The sequence below is a fragment of the Methylobacterium sp. J-048 genome (assembly GCF_022829515.1).
Lineage (GTDB): Bacteria > Pseudomonadota > Alphaproteobacteria > Rhizobiales > Beijerinckiaceae > Methylobacterium.
Map to the genome: position 1 here is coordinate 148,944 of NZ_JAKSYL010000287.1, position 25,640 is coordinate 174,583.

The 25,640-nt window shown below is 69.1% G+C and carries 24 protein-coding genes and 1 other annotated feature; of the genes, 12 read left to right on the forward strand and 12 right to left on the reverse strand.

The features are described 5' to 3' along the window. Positions 1 to 18: 18 nt before the first annotated feature. The 3 genes from MKL09_RS28555 to MKL09_RS28565 all read right to left on the reverse strand — a co-directional run bounded on the left by MKL09_RS28555 (position 19) and on the right by MKL09_RS28565 (position 1,966). Entirely contained in the window at positions 19 to 318 is a 300-nt protein-coding gene (locus MKL09_RS28555) for a hypothetical protein (RefSeq protein ID WP_244025340.1), read from the reverse strand. A 150-nt stretch (positions 319 to 468) separates the two neighbouring features. After that, positions 469 to 747 (reverse strand): MSMEG_0570 family nitrogen starvation response protein, encoded by a 279-nt coding sequence (locus MKL09_RS28560; protein ID WP_244025341.1) that lies wholly within the window; start codon positions 745 to 747, stop codon positions 469 to 471. Next, positions 740 to 1,966 (reverse strand): MSMEG_0565 family glycosyltransferase, encoded by a 1,227-nt coding sequence (locus tag MKL09_RS28565; protein WP_244025342.1) that lies wholly within the window; start codon positions 1,964 to 1,966, stop codon positions 740 to 742. The genes MKL09_RS28560 and MKL09_RS28565 overlap by 8 nt, the downstream gene beginning before the upstream one ends. Before the next feature lie 311 nt (positions 1,967 to 2,277). On the opposite strand from MKL09_RS28565, the gene MKL09_RS28570 reads away from it, so the two are divergent. The 8 genes from MKL09_RS28570 to MKL09_RS28605 all read left to right on the forward strand — a co-directional run bounded on the left by MKL09_RS28570 (position 2,278) and on the right by MKL09_RS28605 (position 11,499). Next, a complete protein-coding gene (locus MKL09_RS28570; RefSeq protein ID WP_313901211.1) occupies positions 2,278 to 2,736 on the forward strand; it encodes an anaerobic typically selenocysteine-containing protein in 459 nt (152 codons plus the stop codon). 252 nt (positions 2,737 to 2,988) lie between these two features. Then, positions 2,989 to 3,723, forward strand: a complete 735-nt coding sequence (locus MKL09_RS28575) for an SGNH/GDSL hydrolase family protein (RefSeq protein ID WP_244025343.1) — start codon at positions 2,989 to 2,991, stop codon at positions 3,721 to 3,723. A gap of 112 nt (positions 3,724 to 3,835) precedes the next feature. Next, positions 3,836 to 4,366 (forward strand): ATP-dependent protease subunit HslV, encoded by a 531-nt coding sequence (gene hslV, locus MKL09_RS28580; protein WP_244025480.1) that lies wholly within the window; start codon positions 3,836 to 3,838, stop codon positions 4,364 to 4,366. Between the two features lie 286 nt (positions 4,367 to 4,652). After that, positions 4,653 to 6,323: a methyl-accepting chemotaxis protein gene (locus tag MKL09_RS28585; protein WP_244025344.1), complete on the forward strand. Its 1,671-nt coding sequence runs from the start codon at positions 4,653 to 4,655 to the stop codon at positions 6,321 to 6,323. A 52-nt stretch (positions 6,324 to 6,375) separates the two neighbouring features. Next, positions 6,376 to 6,431: a sequence feature (sul1 is cis-regulatory element that is thought to sense ions involved in sulfur or methionine metabolism; They are found in Alphaproteobacteria), on the forward strand. A gap of 61 nt (positions 6,432 to 6,492) precedes the next feature. After that, positions 6,493 to 7,989, forward strand: coding sequence for a SulP family inorganic anion transporter (locus tag MKL09_RS28590; RefSeq protein ID WP_244025345.1), 1,497 nt, complete (start codon positions 6,493 to 6,495; stop codon positions 7,987 to 7,989). Between the two features lie 115 nt (positions 7,990 to 8,104). Then, complete coding sequence (gene hslU / locus MKL09_RS28595; RefSeq protein WP_243948076.1) at positions 8,105 to 9,418, forward strand: ATP-dependent protease ATPase subunit HslU; 1,314 nt, start codon at positions 8,105 to 8,107, stop codon at positions 9,416 to 9,418. 58 nt (positions 9,419 to 9,476) lie between these two features. Next, positions 9,477 to 10,598 carry a Fic family protein gene (locus MKL09_RS28600; protein ID WP_313901212.1) on the forward strand — a complete coding sequence of 374 codons (1,122 nt, stop codon included), beginning with the start codon at positions 9,477 to 9,479 and terminating at the stop codon, positions 10,596 to 10,598. Positions 10,599 to 10,674: 76 nt separating this feature from the next. After that, positions 10,675 to 11,499, forward strand: coding sequence for a DMT family transporter (locus MKL09_RS28605; protein ID WP_279606179.1), 825 nt, complete (start codon positions 10,675 to 10,677; stop codon positions 11,497 to 11,499). 6 nt (positions 11,500 to 11,505) lie between these two features. Here MKL09_RS28605 and MKL09_RS28610 read toward each other — a convergent pair whose 3' ends face one another. The 4 genes from MKL09_RS28610 to MKL09_RS28625 form a co-directional block, all read right to left on the reverse strand. Further along, a complete protein-coding gene (locus MKL09_RS28610) occupies positions 11,506 to 11,907 on the reverse strand; it encodes a PTS sugar transporter subunit IIA (protein WP_007561549.1) in 402 nt (133 codons plus the stop codon). 174 nt (positions 11,908 to 12,081) lie between these two features. Then, positions 12,082 to 12,522: an HPr kinase/phosphorylase gene (locus MKL09_RS28615; protein WP_244025347.1), complete on the reverse strand. Its 441-nt coding sequence runs from the start codon at positions 12,520 to 12,522 to the stop codon at positions 12,082 to 12,084. Next, complete coding sequence (locus tag MKL09_RS28620; RefSeq protein WP_409567004.1) at positions 12,522 to 14,324, reverse strand: stimulus-sensing domain-containing protein; 1,803 nt, start codon at positions 14,322 to 14,324, stop codon at positions 12,522 to 12,524. The genes MKL09_RS28615 and MKL09_RS28620 overlap by 1 nt, the downstream gene beginning before the upstream one ends. Positions 14,325 to 14,340: 16 nt before the next feature. After that, positions 14,341 to 15,051 (reverse strand): response regulator transcription factor, encoded by a 711-nt coding sequence (locus tag MKL09_RS28625; protein WP_244025348.1) that lies wholly within the window; start codon positions 15,049 to 15,051, stop codon positions 14,341 to 14,343. 290 nt (positions 15,052 to 15,341) lie between these two features. Here MKL09_RS28625 and MKL09_RS28630 point away from each other — a divergent pair, with 290 nt between their 5' ends. The 3 genes from MKL09_RS28630 (at position 15,342) to lepA (ending at position 18,414) form a co-directional block, all read left to right on the forward strand. Beyond that, positions 15,342 to 16,133 carry a HugZ family protein gene (locus MKL09_RS28630; RefSeq protein WP_244025349.1) on the forward strand — a complete coding sequence of 264 codons (792 nt, stop codon included), beginning with the start codon at positions 15,342 to 15,344 and terminating at the stop codon, positions 16,131 to 16,133. A 21-nt stretch (positions 16,134 to 16,154) separates the two neighbouring features. Continuing rightward, a complete protein-coding gene (locus tag MKL09_RS28635; protein WP_244025350.1) occupies positions 16,155 to 16,391 on the forward strand; it encodes a hypothetical protein in 237 nt (78 codons plus the stop codon). Between the two features lie 220 nt (positions 16,392 to 16,611). Beyond that, entirely contained in the window at positions 16,612 to 18,414 is a 1,803-nt protein-coding gene (lepA, locus tag MKL09_RS28640) for a translation elongation factor 4 (protein ID WP_147853555.1), read from the forward strand. A gap of 104 nt (positions 18,415 to 18,518) precedes the next feature. Here lepA and MKL09_RS28645 read toward each other — a convergent pair whose 3' ends face one another. The 3 genes from MKL09_RS28645 to MKL09_RS28655 form a co-directional block, all read right to left on the reverse strand. Then, on the reverse strand, positions 18,519 to 18,836 hold the full coding sequence (locus MKL09_RS28645; RefSeq protein WP_244025351.1) for a c-type cytochrome: 318 nt from the start codon (positions 18,834 to 18,836) through the stop codon (positions 18,519 to 18,521). Positions 18,837 to 19,075: 239 nt separating this feature from the next. Next, on the reverse strand, positions 19,076 to 20,359 hold the full coding sequence (locus tag MKL09_RS28650; RefSeq protein ID WP_244025352.1) for a PQQ-dependent sugar dehydrogenase: 1,284 nt from the start codon (positions 20,357 to 20,359) through the stop codon (positions 19,076 to 19,078). Positions 20,360 to 20,472: 113 nt separating this feature from the next. Beyond that, positions 20,473 to 21,975, reverse strand: a complete 1,503-nt coding sequence (locus MKL09_RS28655; RefSeq protein ID WP_244025353.1) for an NAD(P)/FAD-dependent oxidoreductase — start codon at positions 21,973 to 21,975, stop codon at positions 20,473 to 20,475. A gap of 162 nt (positions 21,976 to 22,137) precedes the next feature. Here MKL09_RS28655 and MKL09_RS28660 point away from each other — a divergent pair, with 162 nt between their 5' ends. Next, complete coding sequence (locus MKL09_RS28660) at positions 22,138 to 23,916, forward strand: hypothetical protein (RefSeq protein ID WP_244025354.1); 1,779 nt, start codon at positions 22,138 to 22,140, stop codon at positions 23,914 to 23,916. Positions 23,917 to 23,920: 4 nt separating this feature from the next. On the opposite strand, the gene glp is transcribed toward MKL09_RS28660, so the two are convergent. Together glp and moaC are read right to left on the reverse strand one after the other, a co-directional pair. Next, positions 23,921 to 25,150 (reverse strand): gephyrin-like molybdotransferase Glp, encoded by a 1,230-nt coding sequence (gene glp / locus MKL09_RS28665; protein ID WP_244025355.1) that lies wholly within the window; start codon positions 25,148 to 25,150, stop codon positions 23,921 to 23,923. Beyond that, entirely contained in the window at positions 25,147 to 25,638 is a 492-nt protein-coding gene (gene moaC, locus MKL09_RS28670; RefSeq protein ID WP_244025356.1) for a cyclic pyranopterin monophosphate synthase MoaC, read from the reverse strand. Before moaC ends, glp begins: the two co-directional genes overlap by 4 nt. Positions 25,639 to 25,640 lie beyond the last annotated feature (2 nt).

Below are 25,640 nucleotides of genomic sequence, written 5' to 3' on the forward strand. Positions count from 1 at the left end.
GCGTCGCGCCTGCCCGGGCTAGAACCCCTCGCCGGGCCAGTCGTCGGCACCGGGCTCGTAGCAGGTGTAGCCGATCAGGCAGGTCGGGTTGTCGCGGGTCGGGCGGAACGCGCGCCGGGCGATCTCGGTGACGGCGCAGAACGATCGGTCCCGCACGAAGCGGTCGTAGGTCTGGCCGCCGGTACCGAGGACGAGGGCGCCGTTGGCCCGGACCAGACGGGCGGTCTGCTGGCAGGTCATGGCGGTGCTCGACGGGCGCGTCTGCGCCGCGGCGGGAACCGCCAACAGCAGGATGGCCGTGGCTGTCCGGATGATCATCGCGCGGGCTTTGTTCGACGGGAGCGGGGTTCGATGGGAGCAGGCTTGGGGACAACGCGGGCGGGTCCGGCGTTCGGCTGTGTCCGTTCGCCACGGATAAGCGTGGGGCGGGACTGCCTGTCCGTGTGCTGAGCGTCCGCGCCGAAAACCTCACTCCTCGAAAGCCTCGACATGGACGGTGCCGGGCTCCTGGCGGCGCGCGGTCTCCTCGAGCCTCCCGAGCAACGCCTCCGTCCGGCCGCAGGGGAAGCCGTAGCGCGCGCGCACCCGCTCGCTGGCGCTGCTGAGGGCGAGGCGGGTCAGGGCCAGGAACTCGTCGAGGGCATAATCCTGGCCGACGGCGAGATGATCCTTGATCGCCAGAGAGGGTGAGTAGCAGGCGTCGCGGCTGCCATCCGGCCAGCGGATATGGAAGCGCATCTCAGGCATCGCCGGGGATCCGGGTCGTATTCCAGGCGGCGGATCCCGTGGCGATCGTCGCCGCTGGGGCGGTCCCGGGGACGAGGGACGCGTAGGTCTCCAGGTGCCGGGCGGCGCAGGATTCCCATCCGTGGGCCCGGGCGACCTCCAGGCCGCCGGCGCGCAGGCGGACGCGCCGGGACGGCTCCAGGCTCGCCCGCATGGCCGCTGCGAGCGCGTCGGGATCGTCGGGCTCGACCGGCAGCGCCTCCCCGGGGGCGGGGTCGTCGGCGCTGGCCGGCTGGGTCGCGACGATGACGGGTGTGCCGGAGGCCATCGCCTCAAGGGCGCATAGGCCGTAGCCCGCGCCGACCGAGAGAAACACCAGCGTGTCGGCGATCCGGTAGAGGCCCGGCATGTCGCCCTGTGCGATCGGACCTGTCCGGATGACCGGCTTGCCCGGCCCGACCTCCAGGCCCTCGCGTTCCAACGCGGCGCAGCATCGGGCCTCGTAGCCGGCATGGTCGAGAAGCGAGCCGCCGCCGGCCACGACTAGTTGCGCAGCGGGGATATGCCGACGCAGGCGCGCGAACGCCTCGATGATCGCCAGGGTGTTCTTGCGCGCCTCGAAGCCGCCGACGCTCAGGAAGACCGGGCCGGCCCCGAGCCCGATGCGGCGTCGAAGGTCTGGATCGCCGGGCGCCGGATCGGACGTGTAGACCGTGCCGTCGACGCCGTTCCCGACCATCTCGGCCTGTGCGCCGTACTCCGCCGCGAGGGTTTCGGCCGAACTCCGGCTGACGCAGAGCAACCGTCCGGCATCGAGGATCGCCCGGTCCTGCCACTGGCTAAGCTGGGGGTCCGCGAGCGTATCGATGTGGTGGACCGTGCGGACGAAGCCGGGGATCAGGCGGCGGCGGGTCAGCGTCGCCAGCGCATTGCCGCTGATCCCGCATTGAGCGTGGAATACGTCGAAATCGCAGGCCGCCGGCGTCGAGAAATGCGACAGATAGTCGGCGATCCGGGACCGGACCAGCGCCACGGTCGGCTCGGCGACCGGTTTGGCCGTCACCGAGAGCACGGGGCAGCGCGCGTCGCGGAAGAAGCCGCGCCCGGTCGGGTCGGGCGCGTGGACCACTGCCTCATGGCCGAGCCCACACAGGGCTTCGCCGAGCGCAAGGGCGTGGACCACGCCGCCGCGCGGAAGGGTCGAGTGCGTGAGGATCGCGATGCGCAAGCGGTCGACCATGGGACGGCTCACCGAGGCCCGCAGCCGGTCGAGGATCCGTACGCGAAATCCCGAACCCGGATCCCCGCCGCCCGCTCGCGGATCCGTGCCGAGCCGTCGCATCGTTCATGCCGAATCCGGCGCGCACGCGCCGAATGCGCAATAAAACGCCAGGTCCCGGCGCACCGGCCCCGTCTGAGCCATGGCGTCGCGCACCGGAACAGGCGTCTCGCCGCTTCATTGCCGCCGAGAAGCCCGAGCCCCGCGGGCATCGTCGCGAAAACCGGTCTTTTCCGTCCACGCGATGCTGCCGCCGAGATAAAGACTGGAGAATGGAACCCTTGCGCAACTTCGTGATCGCCGCAGCCCTGGCCGCCCTGCTTGGGGGTTCCGCCAGCGCCGCCGACAACCCGCAACTCGGCAATCCCGCCAGCGACGTGATGCCCCCGGTCGAGCTGACCATCACGCTGCAGGATGGCAAGCCGGTCTGCGCGCCGGGGGATCTGCGCCTGCCGGCCAACACCAACGTCGTGCTGCAGGTGGTCAGCCAAGCCAACGTGCCGGTGACGATCACGGCTGAGGGCCAGTTCGAGCAGGGCCACCTGCTGCACGCCGACGGCGACCTCGTCCACGTGATGAGCGAGAAGGGCTACACGGTCAAAGCCAACGGCCGCGGGACGCTCAAGCTGCGTACCCTCGACGCCGGCGAGCACAGCTATGCTTGTACCGCCAACAACAAGCGGGACGCGCCGTTCGTCGGGAAGATGGTGCTTTCCCCGCCGGCGGGCTGATGCCGGGCTGGGTGGGCGAACCGCGGCACGGTTCCGTCTGCCCGGCCTCACGGATTTAATTTTGTGTTACGAATTCAGTTCGTCTTCAAGGCTTGCGCGGAACCGCCCTTTTCAAATTCCTGTGTCAGATTGTATCTATCGTCGACGAGCGGCGGAGCGATCGGTCCCGTGCCACAGCATTTAACATCCGGTACTTCAGTCAAGCCGCGCCGTAAGCGGCTGCGTGAAGTCTTGATTCTGTGCGGGCTCCTGATGGTGCCGACGGCGGTGCTGGCCTACGCCGACCTCCTGCCTGATTCGCTGGATCTCCTCGGCATCGATCTGAGCGACAGCCCGGACCTGCCGCACGTCGCTCGACAGATCGCCATCGGCGCGCCGCTCAAGATCGTGGCCTTCGGCTCGTCCTCCACCGAGGGAATCGGCGCGTCGAGCCCGGCCAATTCCTACCCGTCCCGCCTTCAGATAGACCTGCGCAAGAAGCTGCGCGGCATGGATGTCGCCGTGATCAACCGCGGCATCGGCGGCGAGCATGTGGACGACATGCTGAAGCGCCTGGATCGCGACGTGATCGCGGCCGAGCCGCAGCTCGTCATCTGGCAGACCGGCAGCAACGATCCCCTGCGCGGCGTCTCGATCGAGCACTTTCGCGATGCCACCGCCGCCGCCATCCGGCGGATCCGCGAAGCCGGCATCGACGTGGTGCTGATGGAGCCGCAATGGTGCCCGAAGCTCGATTCGACGCCCGGCTCCTCGCGGTTCCGCGACGCCGTGCGGTCGATCGGGGATGAGCTCGACGTGCCGGTGATCCGCCGGGCCGACCTGATGCACGGCTGGGTCCGGGAGGGGAAACTCACCGCCAAGCAGCTCTTCGCCTCGGACGGCCTCCATATGGCGGATGGCGGATACGCTCTCCTGGCCCAGGCGGCGGCCGATTCGATCCTCACCGATGCGGGCTCGGTCCACACCGCCGAGGCGGTCGCCGAATAGCCGACGGCTGGACGCGGCCGGTAAAGCTCCCCATCTCGGCCGGACCGAGATCGGAGCTGAGACCTTGAGCCACGACGCCTTCAGGTACGACGACAGGGGCTCCGTGCCCCAGATGCATGCCACCACGATCCTGATGGTCCGCAAGGGCGGCTGCGTCGTCGTCGGCGGCGACGGGCAGGTCAGCCTCGGCCAGACCATCGTGAAGGGCAACGCCCGCAAGGTCCGGCGCCTGGCCAAGGGCGCGGTGATCGGCGGATTCGCGGGCGCCACGGCCGACGCCTTCACGCTGTTCGAGCGGCTGGAAGCCAAGCTGGAACAGTATCCCGGCCAACTGACCCGAGCCTGCGTCGAGCTCACCAAGGACTGGCGCACCGACCGCTACCTGCGCCGCCTCGAGGCGATGATGGTGGTGGCCGACAAGGAGGTCAGCCTGCTCCTGTCGGGCTCCGGCGACGTGCTCGAGCCGGAAAGCGGCGTCATGGCGATCGGCTCCGGCGGCAATTACGCCCTGGCGGCCGCCCGCGCCCTCGAGGATACCGACCTCGACGCCGAGGCGATCGTGCGCAAGGCCATGGCGATCGCCGCCGAGATCTGCGTCTACACCAACGGCAATCTGGTGATCGAGGCGCTGGATCAGGGCTGATTTGCAGCGCCGCGATTTTTCGGATCGGCCTGCCGGTCATTGACATCACCCGCCCGTTCCGGGCTCTCGGCGGCCTAGCGCGGAGGCAGGCCGATCGGTCATCTTAAATCGCGCCTCGTTCGCTATCCTCCAACCGGTGGAGCGGCGCGACGGAGCGAATCGCGCAAGGACGAGACCCCGGATTCCAGGTTCGAGACGTACGAACGCGCGGATCGGGTCTGTCTTAACGGGGCATTGATCCGCCGCCATCACACTCGGTCCGCAAATACCTCGGGTGGAATTGGCCATGAAGATCGGCGGGAAACTTCTGGGCTTCGTGGCGGCTTGCAGCCTCACGACGCTGGTGGTCGCCGGCGTGAGCGTCGCGACGCTGCAGCGCTTCGAGCAGGCGCTGACGCGCGTCGAGGACGCCTCGGTCCGGTCCCTCAATGCCGCCAACTTCAACCGCCTCACCGCCGAGGTCACGATGGATTCGCGCGGCGTCTACGCCTCGGCCGACCGGACCGAGGCCGGGAAATACGCCGCCGGCATCCGCAAGGGTCTCGCCGCGATGGATGCCCTACGGGCCGACTGGGCGCCGCGTGTCACCGAAGCCGAGCGCCCGCTGTTCGACACGATGGCGCGGAACGCCGATGCCTTCCGGACCCTGCGGACCGCGCTGGCCGCCGCCGGCGTGGAGACCGGCCCGCGCGCCGCCGCCGATCTCGGCTTCAACGAGGCCAACCAGTCCAACCGCAGGGCCTTCCAGGCGAGCATCGATACCTTGGTCACCGGCGGCCGGGCCGAGATGGCGGCGATCAAGGCCGAGACGCGGGATCTCTTCCAGGCGCGCACGATCCTGGTGTTCGGGCTCGCGCTGGCCGGCACGCTCCTGTGCTGCGGGCTCGGCCTCTTGGTCGGCCAACGCCAGATCGCCCGGCCGCTGCGGGCGGTCTCCGAGGCGATCCAGCGCCTGTCCCGGGGCGATCTGACGCTTCCGGTCGTCAAGGCCGGCCGCGACGAGATCGGGGCGATCTGGGCGAGCATGGCGATCTTCGCCGGGACGATGCGGGAGGCCGAAAACCTGCGGTTGGAGCGCGAGCGGAGTGGTGCAGAAGCGGCGACGCGCAAACGCGTCGAGATGGTCGAACTCGCCGACCAGTTCGAGGGCAGCATCGGCGGCCTGGTTCATCACTTGGCCGGCGCCGCCGTCGGCATGGAGCGCGCCGCCGCCGCAATGGCCGGCAATGCCGAACGCACCGACCAGCAATCCCGGGCCGTGACCCGCGCCGCCGAGACCACCGCGCACAACGTCGATGCGGTCGCCGCCGCCACCGAGGAACTGGCCGCCACCGCCAGCGAGATCGGCGTCCAGGTCTCGCAGACCTCGGATGCCGCCGCGGGTGCCGTCGAGGCGGCCCGGCGGACCCGCGCGAGCGTCCAGGCGCTCGCGCGCAGCGCCGACGGCATCGGCCAGGTCGTGTCCCTGATCTCGACCATCGCGGGTCAGACCAATCTGCTCGCCCTCAACGCCACCATAGAGGCGGCGCGCGCGGGCGAGGCTGGGCGCGGTTTCGCGGTTGTCGCCACCGAAGTGAAGGCGCTGGCGACGCAGACGGCCCGGGCGACAGACGAGATCGCCGGGCAGATCGCCGCGATGCGCGCGGCAACGCACGATGCGGTGACGGCCATTGAGGAGATCGGCGGTACGATCGAGCAGGTCCACGGCATCGCGATCGGCGTCGCCGCGGCCGTGGAGCAGCAGCAGGTCGCCACCCAGGAGATCGCCCGCAGTATCGCCGATGCGGCGAGCGGGACCCGCGCGGTGACCGAGACGATGTCGCAGGTGCTCGACGCGGCCCATCACACCGGGGCCAGCGCCGGAGAGGTTCTGAACGCCGCCGCCGACATCGCCCGCCGGTCGGAGGGGCTGGGCAGCGAGGTCGCGGGCTTCGTGGCGCAGGTGCGCGCGGCCTGAAGCGGGCCGATGTTGCGTCGCAGCGCGATGCCCCCTAGGGTCGCGCCATTCGCAAGGACCCGGTGAAAGCCCGGGTGGCTCTTCCGGCCGCCGATCCGCCGGACCACGCATCCGAGACGCTCTCTCCTCCGCCCCCAGGTGCGGACGCGCGTCTCGTGCGGATTTTTTCATGCCACGCAACACATCCGGAACCGCCGGCCCTCTCGGGTCGTGGGTGTCCAATATCCGCGGCGATACCCTGTCGGGGATCGTCGTCGCCCTCGCGCTGATCCCGGAGGCGATCGGCTTCTCGGTCATCGCCGGGGTCGATCCCAAGGTCGGGCTCTACGCCTCGGTGGTCATCGCCTGCACGATCGCCTTCGCCGGCGGCCGGCCGGCGATGATCTCGGCCGCCACCGCCGCCACCGCGGTGGTGATGGTCGATCTCGTCCGCGAGCACGGCGTGCCATACCTGTTCGCCGCCACCATCCTGATGGGGCTGATCCAGATCCTGGCCGGCCTGCTCAGGCTCGGCCGGCTGATGCGGTTCGTCTCGCAATCGGTGATGACCGGCTTCGTCAACGCGCTGGCGATCCTGATCTTTCTGGCACAGATGCCCGAGCTCACCGGCGTGACGCCGGCGACCTACGGGCTGATCGCCCTGGGGCTCGTCATCATCTACGGGTTTCCCCGGATCACCCGGGCGGTGCCCTCGCCCCTGGTGGCGATCGCGGTGCTGACCGCGGTGACGGCGATCTTCCACCTCGACGTCCGCACCGTCTCGCATCTGGGCGCCCTGCCCTCGACGCTGCCGAGCTTCGCCCTGCCGGACGTGCCGCTGACCTTCGAGACCCTGCGGATCCTGCTGCCCTACGCGGCGACGCTGGCCGCGGTCGGACTGCTGGAAAGCCTGCTCACCGCGCAGATCGTCGACGACATGACCGATACCGGCAGCGACAAGAACCGCGAATGCATGGGCCAGGGCGTCGCCAACATGGCCTCGGCCGTGTTCGGCGGCATGGGTGGCTGCGCGATGATCGGGCAATCGGTGATCAACGTTTCCTCGGGCGCGCGGGGCCGCCTGTCGACGCTGGTCGCGGGCGCCTTCCTGCTGCTGCTCCTCGTGGCTTTGCAGGACCTGCTCGCTGTGGTGCCGGTCGCGGCGCTGACGGCGGTGATGATCATGGTCTCGCTGAACACCTTCTCGTGGCGTTCGCTGGCGCAGCTGCGCACCAACCCCCTGCCCTCCTCGGCGGTGATGCTGGCGACCGTCCTGGTCGTGGTCGCGACCAAGGATCTGGCGCAGGGCGTCCTGGCCGGCGTGCTCCTCTCCGGCGTGTTCTTCGCCGGCAAGGTGTCGCGGCTCAGCCAGGTCACCTCGACGCTGTCGGACGATGGCCGGACCCGAACGTACCGGGTGGCTGGGCAGGTGTTCTTCGCCTCGGCCGGCACCTTCTCGGAGGCGATCGACGTGCTCGAACCCCTGGACCGCCTCGTGATCAACGTGCAGGACGCGCATTTCTGGGACATCTCGGCGGTGGCCGCCCTCGATCGCGTCGTGCTGAAGGCGCGCGGCCGCGGCCGGATCGTCGAGGTCGTCGGGCTGAACGCGGCTAGCGCGACCCTGGTCGAGCGCTTCGGCACGCACGACAAGCCCGGCGCCACGGCGTCTCCCGCGGGGCACTGAGCGGGTCGCCTGCCCCCGCCGAGCGCGTGCCGCCTCTTGCGTCGCGCGCGCCGGGACCCCATTCCCGGCTTGGCGCCCGGTTTTGTCGGGCCGGAAACAACAGGATGGCCCAGCGGTGACGACGTTCTCTCCGCGCGAGATCGTGTCCGAACTCGATCGCTTCATCGTCGGGCAGCAGGACGCCAAGCGCGCCGTCGCGATCGCGCTCCGCAACCGCTGGCGCCGCCAGCAGCTGACCGGTCCGCTCCGCGAGGAGGTGGCGCCCAAGAACATCCTGATGATCGGGCCGACCGGCTGCGGCAAGACCGAGATCGCCCGGCGGCTGGCTCGGCTGGCCAATGCCCCGTTCCTGAAGATCGAGGCGACCAAGTTCACCGAGGTCGGCTATGTCGGCCGCGACGTCGAGCAGATCGTCCGCGACCTCGTGGAGGTGGCGATCGGCCTGACCCGGCAGGCCAAGCGCGAGACCGTGAAGGCCAAGGCCGAGGCAGCCGCGGAGAATCGCATCCTCGACGCTCTGGTCGGGCCCACCGCCAGCCAGGCGACCCGCGACAGTTTCCGGCGCAAGCTGCGCGACAGCGAGCTCGACGACAAGGAAGTCGAGCTGGAACTGGCCTCGGGTGCCCCCGCCGGCCTGCCGATGTTCGAGATCCCCGGCATGCCGGGCGCCTCCATGGGGGCGATCAATATCGGCGACGTGCTCGGCAAGGCGCTGGGCGGCCAGCGTGGCAAGCCGCGCCGGGTCCTGGTGCGGGACGCCTACGCGCCCTTGCTGGCCGAGGAATCCGACAAGCTGGTCGACGACGACGCCCTGATCCGCGAGGCGATCCGCGAGGTCGAGAATAACGGCATCGTCTTCCTCGACGAGATCGACAAGATCTGCGCCCGCGAGGGCCGCTCCTCGGGCGACGTCTCCCGCGAGGGCGTGCAGCGCGATCTGCTGCCGCTGATCGAGGGCACCACGGTGGCGACCAAGCACGGCCCGGTGAAGACCGACCACGTGCTGTTCATCGCCTCCGGCGCATTCCACGTCTCGAAGCCGTCCGACCTCCTGCCCGAGCTCCAGGGCCGGTTGCCGATCCGGGTCGAGCTGCAGCCGCTGACGGTGGACGATTTCCGGCAGATCCTGACCTCCACGGAGGCCAGCCTGCTCAAGCAGACGGTCGCCCTGATGCAGACCGAGGGCGTGACCCTGACCTTCACGGACGACGCCGTGGATGCGTTGGCCCGCGTCGCCGTCGAAGTAAATTCGTCCGTGGAGAATATCGGTGCCCGCCGGCTTCAGACCGTGCTGGAGCGGGTGATCGACGAGATCTCGTTCACCGCCACCGACCGCTCCGGCGAGACCGTGCCGATCGATGCCGCCTATGTGCGGTCCCGGGTCGAGGATCTGGCGGCCAACGCGGATCTGAGCCGGTTCATTTTGTGAGCATAGGGCGGTCCCCAGACCCTGATGCGTAGATTGGACCGGGCAATCGACGCATGATATGCGTCGATTGGTGTATATCTACGACCGCCCCGATTGGCCCCGCTTCCGCTGGGACAAGACCGCGCTCCTCGCCCCGCTGGCTGCGGTCCGCTACCGGCAGGGTCGGTTGCTGGGCCGAATGGAAGCCCTAGGCTATGATCTGCGCGAGGAAGCCGTCCTCGACACCCTCACCCAGGATGCCGTGAAGACCAGCGAGATTGAGGGCGAGAACCTCGCCCGTGATGAGGTCCGCTCGTCGCTGGCGCGGCGCCTCGGGATCGAGACGGCGGGCTTGGTTCCAAGCGGCCGCCGGGTCGACGGCATCGTCACGATGGTCCTGGATGCGACACAGCGTTTCGCCGAACCGCTGACCATCGAACGCCTGTTCGGTTGGCACGCCGCCTTGTTTCCAAATCCCGATGTCGGGCGGCAGCCGATCACGATCGGATCGTGGCGGACCGACGCGCTGGGACCGATGCGGGTCGTCTCGGGTCCGTGGGAGCGCGAGCGGGTACACTTCCAGGCTCCGCCCGCAGACCGCATCCCGGCTGAGATGGACCGCTTTCTGCGGTGGTTCGAGGATCCGGTCGATCCGACCGATCCGGTCCTCAAGGCGGCCATCGCCCATATTTGGTTCGTGACCATTCATCCCTTCGACGACGGCAACGGCCGTATCGCCCGGGCGATCGCCGACATGGCCCTTGCGCGTGCCGAGGGGACGGGTCGGCGGTTCTACAGCATGTCCACACGCCTCCGGGTCGAGCGGAATGCCTATTACGAGACGCTCGAAGCGACGCAGAAGGGCGATCTCGAGATCACGGCCCGGCTGGCCTGGTTTCTCGGAATTCTTGACGCGGCAATCGCCACCGCCGAGACGACGCTCACGGCGGTCCTGCGCAAGGAGCGGTTCTGGCGCGCACTGGAAGCGCGGCCCGTGAACCCGCGCCAGCGCATGATGGTGAGCCGCCTCCTCGACGGATTCGAGGGCAAGCTCACGACATCGAAATGGGCGCAGATCGCGAAGTGCTCGCACGATACCGCCCTTCGGGACATCGAAGATCTGACCGCGCGCGGGTTCCTGACGCGCGGTCCGGCGGGGGGACGCAGCACAAGCTACCTCCTGGTCGAGCCGCATTCCTGAAAGGCCCGGGCACGTGACGACCACCAGACATGGCCTCGGGACGACGCTCCTTCCTGTTGCGGCGCTCATCGCCGGCATGGTCGTGCTGCAATACGGCGCGACCATCGCCAAGAGCCTGTTCCCGATCGTCGGCGCAGCAGGGACATCGTCCCTGCGCGTCGGCTTCTCGGCGCTGATCCTGATCGCCGTCTGGCGTCCGTGGCGGCGCAGCCTGTCCAGGCGCGAGGCCGGCTGGATCGCGCTCTACGGGGTCACCCTCGGGCTGATGAATTTGCTCTTCTATCTGGCCATCGCGCGTCTTCCGCTGGGGCCGGCGGTGGCGATCGAGTTTGCCGGGCCGCTCGCCATCGCGTTGATCGCCTCGCGCCGGAGGGCGGATTTCCTCTGGATCGGCGTGGCGGTGGTGGGACTTGGATTGCTGCTGCCGGCCACATCGACCAGCGCGCTCGACCCGCTCGGCGTCTTCCTCGCCCTCGGGGCGGCCCTGGCCTGGGCGCTCTACATCCTGTTCGGTCAGCGCGCCGGCCGAATCGACGGTGGCCAAGCCGTGTCGCTGGGCATGCTCATGGCCGCTCTGGTGGTAGCGCCGTTCGGCTTTGCGGAGGCCGGGCTGGGCCTGCTGGCGCCCGGGATCCTCGTCGCTGGACTGACCGTGGCGCTGCTGTCGAGCGCCCTGCCCTATTCCCTGGAGATGGTCGCCCTGCGACGGCTCGACCGTAAGAGTTTCGGCGTGCTGATGAGCCTGGAGCCGGCGGTTGCGGCTTGCGCGGGCTTCGCCTTGCTCGGCGAGCGGCTCGGCGCTGTCCAATGGCTCGCCATCGGGCTGGTGATCGCGGCATCCGCGGGCATCACCGCCACGAACCGTCGGTCGGCGCCTGGGGCGGCGATTCTGGAGAGCTGAAGAGCTTTATTTGCCGGCGAGGACGCGCGAGGCGACGTTGATATATTTGCGGCCCGCTTCCTGGGCATGGAGGACGGCGTCGCCGAGATTCTCCTCGTCGCGAACGCTAGCCAGCTTGATCAGCATCGGCAGGTTGATCCCCGCCACCACCTCGACCGAGCCGCCGTTCATACAGGAAAGCGCAAGGTTCGAGGGCGTACCGCCGAACATGTCGGTCAGCACCACCACACCGTCACCGGTGTTCACGCGACAGACCGCGGACATGATGTCCCGGCGTCGCAGTTCCATGTCGTCTTCCGGCCCGATCGTGATCGTCTCGATCTGATCCTGCGGGCCGACCACGTGCTCCAGAGCGGCCTTGAACTCGGTCGCCAGTAGCCCGTGAGTGACGAGCACCATGCCAATCATCGACACGTATTCCAACGTCCTCTGTCAGCCGCCATGTTGTGCAATGCACAGGTCCCAACAAGGCGATCGCGACGTTTTTGCTCGGACATTCCGGCGATCATGCCACGGTGACGCCTTGAGCGCCATGGGCTCTCACCACCGTGACGCGAATCAATGCCCTGTGCGGCTGCGAAGTCACGGCTGCCACTTTCGCAGTGCCGCACGGATCAGCAACGTCGCCAGTCCGGCGCGCCGGACGCTCCGGTCGAGAACCAGGCGAGGCAGGTGCAGATCGAGGATCTCGGCCTCGTCCGGAGGCTCGGGCAGCCGGGGCAAATCCATTAAGAGATCGACTGCGAGGCGCAGATCGACCTCGGGACGCAGCGCCAGGCCGAGTGCGGCCACCGACAGGATACCCTGGCCCCGAACTTCGACCATCCCGGCCAACGCATCGTGGGGCCGGGCGACGATCGAGCCGCTGCGCCGGTCGCAGATGACGCGATCATCGGCGATGAAAGTCCCATCCGCCTCGGCGGCGAGCAGAATCGCCAGGGTCGACTTACCCGCACCGGCCGGGCCGCGAATCAGGATGCCGGCCTCGCCGAGGGCGACGCAGGCGGCGTGAACGGTCGCCATCAGCCGTGGAGCTGGCGCGGCGCGGCGGGCAGGCGGACGGTGAAGCGAGCGCCGCGTACTGTGGGTTCGCCGTCCTCGTCGGGCGCGCCCGGACGGTTCTCGGCCCGGATCATGCCGCGATGGGCCTGGACGATCTGCCGGGAGATCGACAGGCCGAGCCCCGAATTCTGCCCAAAGCCCTGTTCGGGCCGGTCGGTGTAGAAGCGCTCGAAGATCCTCTCCAGGGCATGCTCGGGGATGCCCGGCCCCTCGTCCTCACAGACCAGCTCGACCTCGCCCCGGACCCGGCGCAGGGCGACCCGCACCTTGGCCTCGGTGGGCGAGAACGAGCGGGCATTGTCGAGGAGGTTGTTGACCACCTGGCCCAGCCGGCTGTCATGGCCGATGACCGTGAACGGCGCATCCTGGTCCGGGATCGGCTCGACATCCAACTGGATCAGGCAATCCTTGGGGCGCCGACGCTCGTTCGCCACCGAGACGACCGTGGTCAGGAGCTTCTTGAGATCGACCCGGCGCGCCTCCGCCCGGGCCAGCTCGGCGTCGAGTCGCGAGGCGTCGGCGATGTCGCTGATCAGCCGGTCGAGGCGCTTCACGTCGTGCTGGATGATCGCCATCAGCCGGCCGCGCGAATCGTCGGATTTCGCCAGCGGCAGCGTTTCGACCGCGCTGCGCAGCGAAGTCAGCGGGTTCTTCAGCTCGTGGCTGACATCGGCCGCAAAGCTCTCGATGGCGTCGATGCGCCGGTAGAGCGCCTGCGTCATGTCCCGCAGTGCCCCGGACAGGTGGCCGATCTCGTCGGTGCGCTGGGTGAAATCCGGGATCTCTTCGCGGGTCTTGATCCCCATCCGGACCTTTTCGGCGGCCTCCGCGAGGCGCCGGACCGGGCCCGCGATGGCACCGGCCAGCAGCGCCGAGAGCACGACCATCACGGCCGAGGCGACCAAGAACACCTGGAGCAGGCCGAAGCGCTCCGAGGCGATCACCCGGTCGATCGCGTCGCCCTGCGTCGAGATCAGCAGCGCGCCGCGCACGGAGCCGGCGCGATGGATCGGTACCGCCACCGAGACGGTGGTCTCGCCCAGCGCGTTGCGGCGAACCAGGCTGCCGCGATTGCCGTTGAGCGCCGCCTGGACCTCGCGCAGCGAATGTCCGTTCACCGGCCCGGTCTCCTCGGGCTGCGCGGATCGGCTGCCGAACCAGGCGCTCAACTTCGCCTGGACCGCCTGGAAGGCGGATTCGAGCATCCCGGCCTTGTGCGGCTTGGGCGTGATCGCGTCGCCGCGGCCGGCATCGCCACGCTTGAACAGGGTTCTGGTGTCGAACAGCAGGCCGCCTTCCTGGTCGTACACCCGGGCGCGGTTGCCGGTGGGCGTGACCAGACGCGACAGCAGCGGCGCCACCTTCTCGGGGTTGAGCGAGAAGGCCAGCGGCTGCGATTCCTCCTCGGCGGCCTCACCGGCCTGCTGCTGAAGCAGCTTGTCGGGATCGATCTGGATCGTATCGGTATCGACCGAGGCGGAGGCCGCGATGGCGCCCGCGATGATCTCGCCCTGGATCGCCAGGCTCTGGATCCGGGCCTGGATCAGGCCCTGCCGGAACTGGTTGAGATAGAGGAAGCCGACGAGCAGCGCGATCAGCCCGACGAGGTTGAGCACGACGATCCGGCGCGTCAGGCTGGACGACGCGCGCTGCCCGATCGCGTCCCACAGGGCGCGCGGCCAGGTCAGCGGTCGGGAGAGGAGTTGGGTGAACGAGGCGCGCGGCTGCGCGTCCTCGGCCTCAGCGGGGTTACGGCTGGTCACGGAGCGGATCCTTGGATCACGCCTCCTTGAACCGGTAGCCGACGCCGTAGAGCGTCTCGATCATATCGAAGTTCTGGTCGGTCACTTTGAACTTCTTGCGCAGGCGCTTGATGTGGCTGTCGATGGTGCGGTCGTCGACATAGACCTGGTCGTCGTAGGCCGCATCCATGAGGGCGTTCCGGCTCTTCACGACGCCGGGGCGATGGGCCAGCGCCTGGAGGATCAGGAATTCCGTGACGGTGAGCGTCACCGGCTCGCCCTTCCAGGTACAGGTGTGGCGCTCCGGATCCATCATCAGCGAGCCGCGCTCCAGCGAGCGGGCCGCCACCTCGGCCTCGCCCCGCGGGGTGGCGCCGGCCGGCTCCTTTGCGAAGCGGCGCAGCACGGCCTTGACGCGCTCGACCAGCAGGCGCTGCGAGAACGGCTTATGGATGAAATCGTCCGCGCCCATCTTGAGACCGAACAATTCGTCGATCTCCTCGTCCTTGGAGGTCAGAAAGATCACCGGAAGGTCGGATTTCTGCCGCAGGCGTCGGAGAAGCTCCATCCCGTCCATGCGCGGCATCTTGATGTCGAAGATCGCGAGGTCCGGCGGGGAGTGCCGCAGACCGTCGAGGGCGGAGGCGCCGTCGGTGTAGGTCTGGATGCGGTAGCCTTCGGTCTCAAGCGCGATCGACACGGAGGTCAGAATATTCCGGTCGTCGTCGACGAGGGCGATGGTTGGCATGCGCGGTCCCTGAATGAACGGGTTCGAGCGCGGTCCCGGCTATTCGCGCGGGCCGCGCTTCGTCCCGGCCCCCCAAGGGGCAAGCGGACGTGCGAACCGGGCCGGTTTGGGCGCCGCCCGGTTCGCGCAACGGGACAGGTGCTTTAGTACGGCCGTTCGGAAAAAGCGAGCGGCGGTCATAGCTTGGCCGTAAAGGCCGATCTGACGCGGCCTGCGACGCTCGTGCGCCGGCCGCCCCACCGCTACCATGATGCGGGAATGTGGCGGCGGTTCGAAACGGGAGGGATCCGATGGCAGAGGCGAGCACAGGGGCATCGGAACAGCGTGAGCCGGCCCGCCCGCTTCCCGCCGCGGACGCCCCCTTCGACGCCATCGGGCTGTCGCGGATGCTGCTGCGGAGCATCCGCTCCGGGGCATTGGCGACCCTCGACCAGGACGGGACGCCGTTCGCGTCGCTCGTGACCATCGCCACCGACCAGGACGGCACGCCGCTGATGCTGCTGTCGCGGCTCTCGGCGCATACCCGCAACCTGCTGGCCGATCCGCGCTGCTCGCTGCTGTTCTCGCAGGGCGGCAAGGGCGATCCGCTCGCGCATCCCAGGCTCACCGTGGTCGGGAGCGCCGTCCAGACCGCCGAGCCGCAGGCGCGGGAGCGGTTCCTGGCGCGGCATCCGAAGGCCAAGCTCTACGCCGACTTCCCGGATTTCGGGTTCTTCGCGTTGGACGCGAAGGCTGGCCACCTCAATGGCGGTTTCGCCAAGGCCGCGACGCTGACCCGCGAAGAGTTGCTCCTAGACCTCACCGGCGCGGAGGCCATCGCGACGGGCGAGCGCGGCGCGGTCGAGCACATGAATGCCGACCATGCCGACGCGCTGGCTGTCTATGCCGCGGCCTCTGGCGCGGAGGCCGGGCTACCCTGGCGGCTGACCGGGCTCGACCCGGAAGGCCTAGACCTGATGGCTGGCGAGCGGACCGCGCGGGTGGTTTATCCGGAGCGGATCAGGGATATGGGCGGCCTGCGCAAGAGCCTCGTCGCGATGGCCGCGCAGGCCCGCGGCGGTGTCGGTACGGGGCAAACGTAACGCGGCGGATCGCGCCCAGGCATGGCGAAGCACGGCCCGGTGCACCATATCCGCGCGATGAGCGACACACAGACAGACACCTATCCGTTCAGCCTCGATGTGCAGCCGGTCGGCGAGAGCGGCGCGATGTTCCAGTGGAGCATCCGCAAGCACGGCAAGCTGCACCAGCGCTCGGACCGGAAGCACCCGACCGAGTCGAAGGCCCGCACCCACGGCGAGGCCGAGATCGAGCGCCTGATCCGCGACCGCGGTCGCTAATCGCTTCTGACAGCCGCTGGAACCGGCGGGACGCTGCCGATGGGCGGGGACCGGATCGTTCCGGCTCCCGTCTCGTCGTTTGCGGCGGCCAGACCAGATGGCGCCCGCCGGCGCGCTTGGCGCGTTCCCGCGGCGCTGCTATCTCGCGCGTGAGCCGACCGACCCGAACACGCCCAGACGTCAGACGGTGCGCGCCGTCGCGCGCCCGAACGGAATGCCGATGACAACCCCGATCGACAACATCCGCAACTTCTCGATCGTCGCGCATATCGACCACGGCAAATCGACTTTGGCGGACCGGCTGATTCAGGCCACCGGCACCGTGGCGTTGCGCGACATGAGCGAGCAGATGCTCGACTCGATGGATATCGAGAAGGAGCGCGGCATCACCATCAAGGCGCAGACCGTGCGCCTGGAATACCGGGCCGAGGACGGCAAGGATTACATCCTCAATCTGATGGACACGCCCGGCCACGTGGACTTCGCCTACGAGGTGTCGCGTTCGCTCGCCGCCTGCGAGGGCTCGCTGCTGGTCGTGGACGCCTCCCAGGGGGTCGAGGCGCAGACGCTCGCCAACGTCTACCAGGCGCTCGACGCCAACCACGAGATCGTCCCGGTCCTCAACAAGGTCGACCTGCCGGCCGCCGAGCCCGAGCGCGTGAAGGAGCAGATCGAGGAGGTGATCGGCCTCGACGCCTCCAACGCCGTGCCGATCTCGGCCAAGACCGGCCTCAACATCGAGGCGGTGCTCGAGGCGATCGTGACCCGCCTGCCGCCACCCAAGGGCGACCGGAGCGCGCCGCTCAAGGCCCTGCTGGTGGACAGCTGGTACGACGCCTATCTCGGCGTCGTCGTGCTGGTGCGCATCATCGACGGCGTGCTGAAAAAAGGCATGACCATCCGGATGATGGGCGCCGACGCGGTCCACGGCGTCGACCGGATCGGCGTGTTCCGCCCGAAGATGGCCGAGATTGGCGAGCTCGGCCCGGGCGAGGTCGGCTTCTTCACCGGCTCGATCAAGGAGGTCGCCGACACCCGCGTCGGCGACACGATCACCGAAGACAAGCGCCAGACCACCTCGATGCTGCCGGGCTTCAAGGAAGTCCAGGCGGTCGTGTTCTGCGGCCTGTTCCCGGTGGACGCCGCCGAGTTCGAGAACCTGCGCGCGGCCATGGGCCGGCTCCGGCTCAACGACGCGTCGTTCTCCTATGAGATGGAGAGCTCGGCGGCTTTGGGCTTCGGCTTCCGCTGCGGATTTTTGGGACTTCTCCATCTGGAGATCATTCAGGAGCGGCTGGAGCGCGAGTTCAACCTCGACCTGATCTCGACCGCGCCCTCGGTGGTCTATCGGCTGAAGATGCGCGACGGCACGCTCAAGGAGCTGCACAACCCGGCCGACATGCCGGACGTGATGAAGATCGAGCTGATCGAGGAGCCCTGGATCCGCGCCACGATCCTGACGCCCGACGAGTATCTCGGCGGCGTGCTCAAGCTCTGCCAGGACCGCCGCGGCGTCCAGATCGACCTCAACTACGTCGGCAAACGCGCCATGGTGGTCTACGACCTGCCGCTGAACGAGGTGGTGTTCGATTTTTACGACCGGCTGAAATCGATCTCGAAGGGCTACGCCTCGTTCGACTACCACGTCTCCGACTACCGCGAGGGCGACCTCGTGAAGATGTCGCTCTTGGTCAACGCCGAGCCGGTGGACGCCCTGTCGATGCTGGTCCACCGCACCCGCGCCGAATCGCGCGGCCGGGCCATGTGCGAGAAACTGAAGGACCTGATCCCCCGCCACCTGTTCCAGATCCCGGTCCAGGCCGCGATCGGCGGCAAGATCATCGCCCGCGAGACGATCAAGGCCCTGTCCAAGGACGTGACCGCCAAGTGCTACGGCGGCGACATCTCGCGCAAGCGCAAGCTGCTGGACAAGCAGAAGGAAGGCAAGAAGAAGATGCGCCAGTTCGGGCGCGTGGAGATCCCGCAGGAAGCGTTCATCGCGGCGCTGAAGATGGATGATTGATCAGCGCCGTCATTGCGAGCGAAGCGAAGCAACCTAGGGCAGCGGGCCGCCCGCCATCGTCGCGCAGCTGGGTTGCTTCGCTCCGCTCGCAATGACGCACGGCGCTACCCCGGCGGCAGCACGTCGATCTGGATGCCCGCATAATACGCCGCCAGATTCGCGATATCGGCGTCCGACAGCTCCTTGGCGACCACGTTCATGATCTCGTTCTGCCGCCTGCCGTCGCGGTACTCGGTCAGCGCCTTCACCAGGTAGGGCTCGACCTGGCCGGCGAGGTTCGGCGCCTCCGGCAGCTTCGAGAGCCCGTCCATCCCGTGGCAGGTCTGGCAGGCGCTGGCCTTCTTGCGCCCGAGGGCGGCGTCGCCGGCCTGGGCCGAGAGCGAGACGAGGGTTGCGGCGAGAAGGAGAAACGGACGGATCATCGATTGGGCTCGGCAGACGGTTTCACGAACGGTCAACGCAAGAAGAGCAGGTCCCCTCTCCCGTGCGGGAGAGGGACAGGGTGAGGGATGCGACCTCTCCGGAAGACCCTGGTCCCTCACCCCAACCCTCTCCCGCACGGGAGAGGGGGCGCGCCGCGGCCTTCACAAGCGACCGTATCCCGCATGAGGAAAAGGGTTCGTGGCGCCTCTCACGAGCAGAGGCGCCAAGTCCCAAAAACCTATTTCTCGTAGGAGATCCGGTAGATCGCCCCGGCGGAATCGTCCGAGACCAGCAGCGAGCCATCAAGCATCACCGCTACGTCCACCGGGCGGCCGAGATACTCGCCGTCGCCGGTCAGCCAGCCCTCCGCGAACGGCTTGACCGCGCTGAGCTTCCCGTCCGCGCCCATGGGGGCGAACATCACCCGGGCGCCCACCGGCTCGGTGCGGTTCCAGGAGCCGTGCTCGGCGATGAAGATCCCGCCCTTGTACGAGGCCGGAAACTGCTTGCCGTTGTAGAAGGTCATGCCGAGATCGGCCGCGTGCGGCGGCAGTTCGGCGACCGGGGCGACCACGTCGGCGGGCGGGGTCTGGTCCTTGTACTCGACGGTGCGGACCGCGCCGCCGCCATACCAGGGGAAGCCGAAGTTCTCGCCGGCCTTGGTGGCATGGTTCAATTCGCCCGGCGGCTTGTCGTCGCCCATGCCGTCGACCTGGTTGTCGGTGAACCAGAGCGACTTGTCGGTGGCGAAATCCATCCCCACCGAGTTGCGAATGCCGGTGGCGTAGACCTCGCGGTTCTTGCCGTCGGCATCGATGCGGATGATGCCGCCGATGCCGGCCTTCCGGTACAAGTCCATCTTCTCGGCCGGCGGCACGTTGTAGGGCTGGCCGAGCGCGATGTAGGTCTTGCCGTCCGCCCCGACCCGGCAGACCCGGGCGGTGTGGTTGAAGCTCTCTTCCGCCGCCGGGATCAGGGCGCCCTCCTTCACGAGGATGCCGGCCGCGACATCGGGATTCTCATAAAAGAACTCGGCGGCCGGGAAGGCCAGGACCCGGTTCTGCTCGACCACGGTGAGCACGCCGTCCTTCGAGAAGCAGACCCCGTTGGGGATCTTGAACGCGATGCCCGGCGCGAAGGCGCGGACCTCGTCGGCGACCCGGTCCTTGTCGCGGTCGGTGACCGTGTAGACCTTGTTCTTGCGGGTGCCGACGAACAGCACCCCGGCATTGGGGCCGACCGCGATGGCGCGGGCATCCGGCACCACGGCGTAGAGGTCGATCTTGAAGCCCTCGGGCAGCTTGATCTTGCCGAGCGTCTTGCGGATCGCGTCCGCCCGGCGGCCGGTCTGCGGGATCTCGGGGGCGGCCTGGGTGTCGGTGCTGCGCATGCCCTGGAGCTTTTCCAGGTCGTCGGTCTTGGCCTTGGTCTCGGCCGGCGCCGCGCCCTGCGCGAGGACCGACACGGCGAATGCGGGCATGGCGACACCCGCCCAGAGCGCGGCGATGATCAGCGATCGCATCGTCTTAAAATCCTCCCGGCCGCCCTTGGGTTCGGGCGGTTCCGGATCGGACATAGACGACCCGAGCGGGCGGGCAAGTTGCGGCGGTGACGCGCGCCCGCACCTGTGGCGCGTCAGGCGACCTTGCGCGGGACGAGGCGCTCGTTGCCCAGCGCTTCCTGCGCGCCGGACACGCCGGACTCGGTGTATTCCGCGTCCTCGTTGACCTGCCAGACGTCGTGCCGGCGCCGGCCGCAGAGGATGTTCTCCACGGTCAGCATCGCGGTCATCATCGCGTGGTCCTGGTTGTTGTACTTGTGCATGCCGTTGCGGCCGACGAGGTGCAGGCTCGGGAAATCCCGCTCCAGCTCGCGGCGCACGGTGACGACGTGGCCGGCGTAATCCTCGTCGTAGACCGGATAGGCTTTAGGCTGGCGGACCACACAGGCATCGACCACGTCGGCCGGGTCGATCAGCCCGATCTGGCCGATCTCGCGCTTGGCCAAGGCCACCAGTTCCTCGTCCGAGGCGGTCCAGAGCCCGTCGCCCTCGAAGCAGAAATATTCGAGGCCGAGGCAAGTGTGGTCTTCGTCCGGCACCATCTCGGGCGACCAGGAGCGGAAGTTCTGAACGCGCCCGACCTGCACCGACGGATCGTGGATGTAGATCCAGTTGTCCGGAAAATTCTGTTGGGATTTTGCGATGAGCGCGACGGTGAGGAAGTCGCGGTACTTGAGGGACCTCGCGTTGAAGGTGCTGAGCGGGCGCGGGCGGATCGAATCCACCAGCTCCCGCACCGGCGCGGACGAGATCACGTGCCGGGCCGTGAAGGTCTCGCGGCTGCCGTCGGCGCTCCGGGCCGCCACCGTCCAGACGCCGGTGCCGGAATCATAGCTGAGGGAATCGACGCCGCGGTCGAGGATCACGCGACCACCCTGAGCCTGGATCTTGGCGGCGGCGGCCTCCCACATCATGCCCGGTCCGCGGCGCGGATAGCGGAACGACTCGATCAGCGTCTTGATTACCGGGCCGCCGGCCTTCGGCGCCTTGCGCAGGCCGAGCGAGCGCTTGAGGCCGTCGCGGATCGCCGAGCCGAGGTCGAGGCCCTTGATGCGCTGGGCCGCCCAATCGGCCGAGATCGCGTCGCAGGACATGCCCCACACCTTCTCGGTGTAGGTCTTGAAGAAGATCGAGAACAGCCGCTCGCCGAACTGGTTGCGCACCCAGGCGTGGAAGTTCTTCGGGTCGCGCACCGGCTTCATGCGCGCGTACAGGTAGGACGCGACGCAGGCCGCGCTGGTGAACAGGCCCAGATTGCGCAGCGCCTCGAAGGCCTTGAGCGGATAGGCGTAGTACTTGCCCCGATAGTAGATCCGCGACAGGCGCGGCCGCTCGATGAAATCGTTGGGCAGGATCTCGTCCCAGAGATCGACCACCGCCTTGGACTTCGAGAAGAACCGGTGCCCGCCGATATCGAACAGGTAGCCGTTGTGCGAGACGGTGCGCGAGATGCCGCCCACCTGCGCCGGATCCCGCTCCAGAACGGTAACCGACCGCCCCTGCTTCGACAGCAGGTAAGCGGCCGTGAGGCCGGCCGGCCCCGCGCCGATCACCAGCGTCTCGGTGTGGTGGCTCATCCCCTGCTCCGGCTGCCGTCGCGGCCGGTCCAGGGCCGGCTCGCGCGGAGATTGCGGGCGGATGGTTAAGGAACCGACTCACGGTCGATTGACCAGCCATTAAGCCGGTTCGCGCAGGCTCCCTCCCGCGCCTGACCTTGGCGCAGACGGGGACCCGCACAGATGCCGCCCGCGGCCGCCGCCTCGCCGGCACGGATCGACCAACGCGCCTTCCTATGGCTGCTCGTCGCTCTGTCGCTGGCGACGATGCACGCGCCACAGGACATCTGGGAGACGATCCGGCACCTGCGCGTGCCTGATACCGACGACGCCATGCGGCTCGCGGCGGTGCGCGACCTCCTGGCCGGCCAGGGCTGGTACGACAATGTCCAGCACCGGTTCCTCGCGCCGGACGGCGTGGCAAGCCATTGGTCGCGCCTGGTGGACGCGCCGATCGCCGGGCTGATCCGGATGCTCACGCCGCTGGCGAGCCCGCCCCTCGCCGAAGGGCTGGCGGCCGTCATCTGGCCCATGCTGGTGTTCGGCCTGTTCTGCGTCCTGCTCTATCGCGGCGCGCGGCAGAACTTCGGGGACCGCGCGGCGATCCTGGCGGTGCTCGTGGCGACGCAGACCTTTGGGATCGCCATCCAGTTTCAGCCGGGCCGGGTCGATCACCACAACGTGCAGATCCTGGCGATGCTGGGCCTCGCCGTCTGCGTGATGCGCGGCGGTTTTCGGGCCGGCCTCATCGGCGGCGGGCTCGCCTCCCTGTCGCTGGCGGTGGGTCTGGAAGGGCTGCCCTACGTCGTGCTCGGCGCCCTGTACCTCGCGGGCGACTGGTGCTGGCGCGGCCGGCCCGCCCTCCCCTGCCTCGCCGGGTTCGGGCTGGGCCTCGGGCTCGGGGCGCCGCTCCTGTTTGCCGCACAAACGGCGCCCGCCCTCTGGACCGCGACGCGCTGCGACGCCCTTTCGCCGCCCTGGCTGTGGCTGGCCGCCGGCGGCTTCGGCTTCGCGCTGGCGGCGATCGAGTTGGGCCGCCGGCTCGCGACGCCCGGATCGCGTGTCGCCCTGGCGGCCCTGTGCGGATCCATCCTGATCGGCGGCTTCGTCCTTGCCTTCCCGATCTGCCTCGACGGGCCGTTCGCCGGTATGCCGGCCCTGGTTCGGGATCACTGGCTGCTCACCGTCAACGAGATGACCGCGCTGCCGAAATCCGTCGCCCAGGGGCGCTGGGAAATGCTGGTCTTCTATCCGGTGGTGCTGCTCGCGAGCCTGACGGCGACCTGGATGGCTTGGCGCGGACCGCGGCGGCGGGCCTGGTCGGTGGCGGCCCTGTTCCTGTGGCCCGGTCTGATCCTCGGGTTCTTCCAGTTCCGTGGGCTCTACATCGCCTCCGGATTCGTGCCGCTGGTGGCGGGGCCGGTGATCGACCGCGCCCTGATCTTGGCCGCCGCACCCGGGACCGGCGCACGGCGCTGGGGCGCTGTCGCCCTCGGCGGCAGCCTGGTCAGCATGGTCTGGTTAGCGCCGGCGGCTTTGGCCGAATGGCTCGCCCCGGCCTCGCGGACGGCGCTGGATCCCGCGGGCGTCATCGCCTGCCAGGGCGACGCCGCCGTGAGCCCCCTGGCCGCGCTTCCGGCCGGGACCGTTCTGGGGCCGATCTTCCTCGGCCCGTCAATCCTGCTGCGCACACCCCACACGATCGTGGCTGCGCCCTATCACCGGGCGATTCCGGGCCTGACCGCCGCGATCGAGGGGCTTGGCGGGACCGAAGCGGATCTCGACCGGGTGCTCGACACCTTCCGGGTCCGCTACCTGGTGGCCTGTCCGTCCCGGCCCGCCGACGACCTTCAGGCCGAGCCGGCTTTCGCGACCCGGCTCGCCCGCGGGGAGGTCCGGTCCGACCGGCTGGAGGCGATTGCGCTGCCCGGCCCCCTGAAGGTCTGGCGGGTGATGCGGTGAGCGGTCAGAGCAGCCGACGGTCCAGCCGGATGATCCGGCACGGGTCGCCGGCCTTCGCGGCCGGCTCGTGGGGGGCGCGGATCAGCAGCGCTTCCGCGCGCCCGAGCACGGCCAGCATCGAGGAATCCTGGCGCTTCTCCGGATCCGCCACCGGCAGGCGGCCGGGCTCAAGGGCGAGGCTCGCGCGCATGTAGTCGGCGCGACCGTCATTCGCCGGCAGGTCGCGGCCGAGCGTGGCCGGCTCGCTCCGGTCGACGCCGGCCTGGGGATCGCCCTGGAGAGCCCGGATCGCCGGCACCACGAACAGCAGCCCGCAGACGATCGACGAGACCGGATTTCCGGGAAGGCCGATCACCTGCATGGCGCCGAGACGCCCCTGCATCAGCGGCTTGCCGGGTCGGAGCGCTACCCGCCAGAAGCCGAGTTCCAGCCCCTCCTTGGCCAAAGCCGCCTGAACGAGATCGTGGTCGCCCACGGAGGCGCCGCCCAGCGTCACCAGCAGGTCGGCCCGGGCCTCGCGAGCGCGGCGGAAGGCGTCTTCCAAAGCGCCGTGATCGTCGGCGGCGATGCCGAGGTCGATGATCTCGGCGCCGGCCTCGGCGGAGAGCGCCGCGAGCGCCAGGCTGTTCGAGGCGACGATCTGGTCCCAGGCCGGCGCGGCGCCGGGCTCCACCAACTCGTCGCCGGTGGCGAGGATCGCCACGCGCGGCCGGCGCCGCACCGACAGATGCGGATGGCCGGCTGCGGCCGCCAGCGCCAGGCGCCGCGCGTCGAGGGTCATGCCGGCCACCAGCAGGGTCTCCCCGGCGGTGAAATCGAGCCCGGCCCGGCGGATGAAGCGATTTTTTTCGACTCCCTCCGTAACCCGAACGGTCTCGCCCTGGGCTTCCGCATCCTCCTGGATCAGGATCGCGTCGGCCCCCTCCGGCACGGGTGCCCCGGTGAAGATCCGCACCGCCTCGCCGGGGCCGATGCGGCCGGAGAAGCCGTGGCCGGCCGCGCTGGTCCCGATCAGCCGCAGGCTGGCACCGACGGTCGCTGCGTCGGCGAACCGGACCGCGTAGCCGTCCATGGCGGAGGCCGGGAACGGCGGCTGCGTGCGGGCGGCGGCGACATCGGCCGCGAGCGTCCGGCCTGCGGCCTGGGCCAGCGGAACGGTCTCGGCCTCGACCGGGCCGGGCACGCTCGCCAGGACCCGCGCCAGCGCCTCGGCGACCGGGATGAGCCCGCTCATACCTCGGGTGCCCGATAGGCGCCGGAGCGGCCGCCATCCTTGGCGACGAGGCGGATGCCCTCGATCCGCATGCCGCGATCCACCGCCTTCACCATGTCGTAGACCGTGAGGCAGGCCACCGAGACGGCGGTCAGCGCCTCCATCTCGACCCCGGTCGGCCCCTGGACCCGGACCTCGGCGGCGATGCGCAGGCCGGGCAGCCCCGCGTCCAGCTCGCACTCGACCCGCACCTTCGAGAGCAGCAGCGGGTGGCAGAGCGGGATCAGCTCGTGGGTGCGCTTGGCCGCCATGATCCCGGCGAGCCGAGCGGTGCCGATCACGTCGCCCTTCTTGGCGTCGCCCTCGCGGATGAGCGCCAGGGTCTCGGGCCGCATCACCACGCTACCCTCGGCCCGGGCGGTCCGGTCTGAAGCGGGCTTGTCGGTGACGTCGACCATGTTGGCCGCGCCGGTGGTGTCGAGATGGGTGAGCGTCGAACCCGGCTCCATGC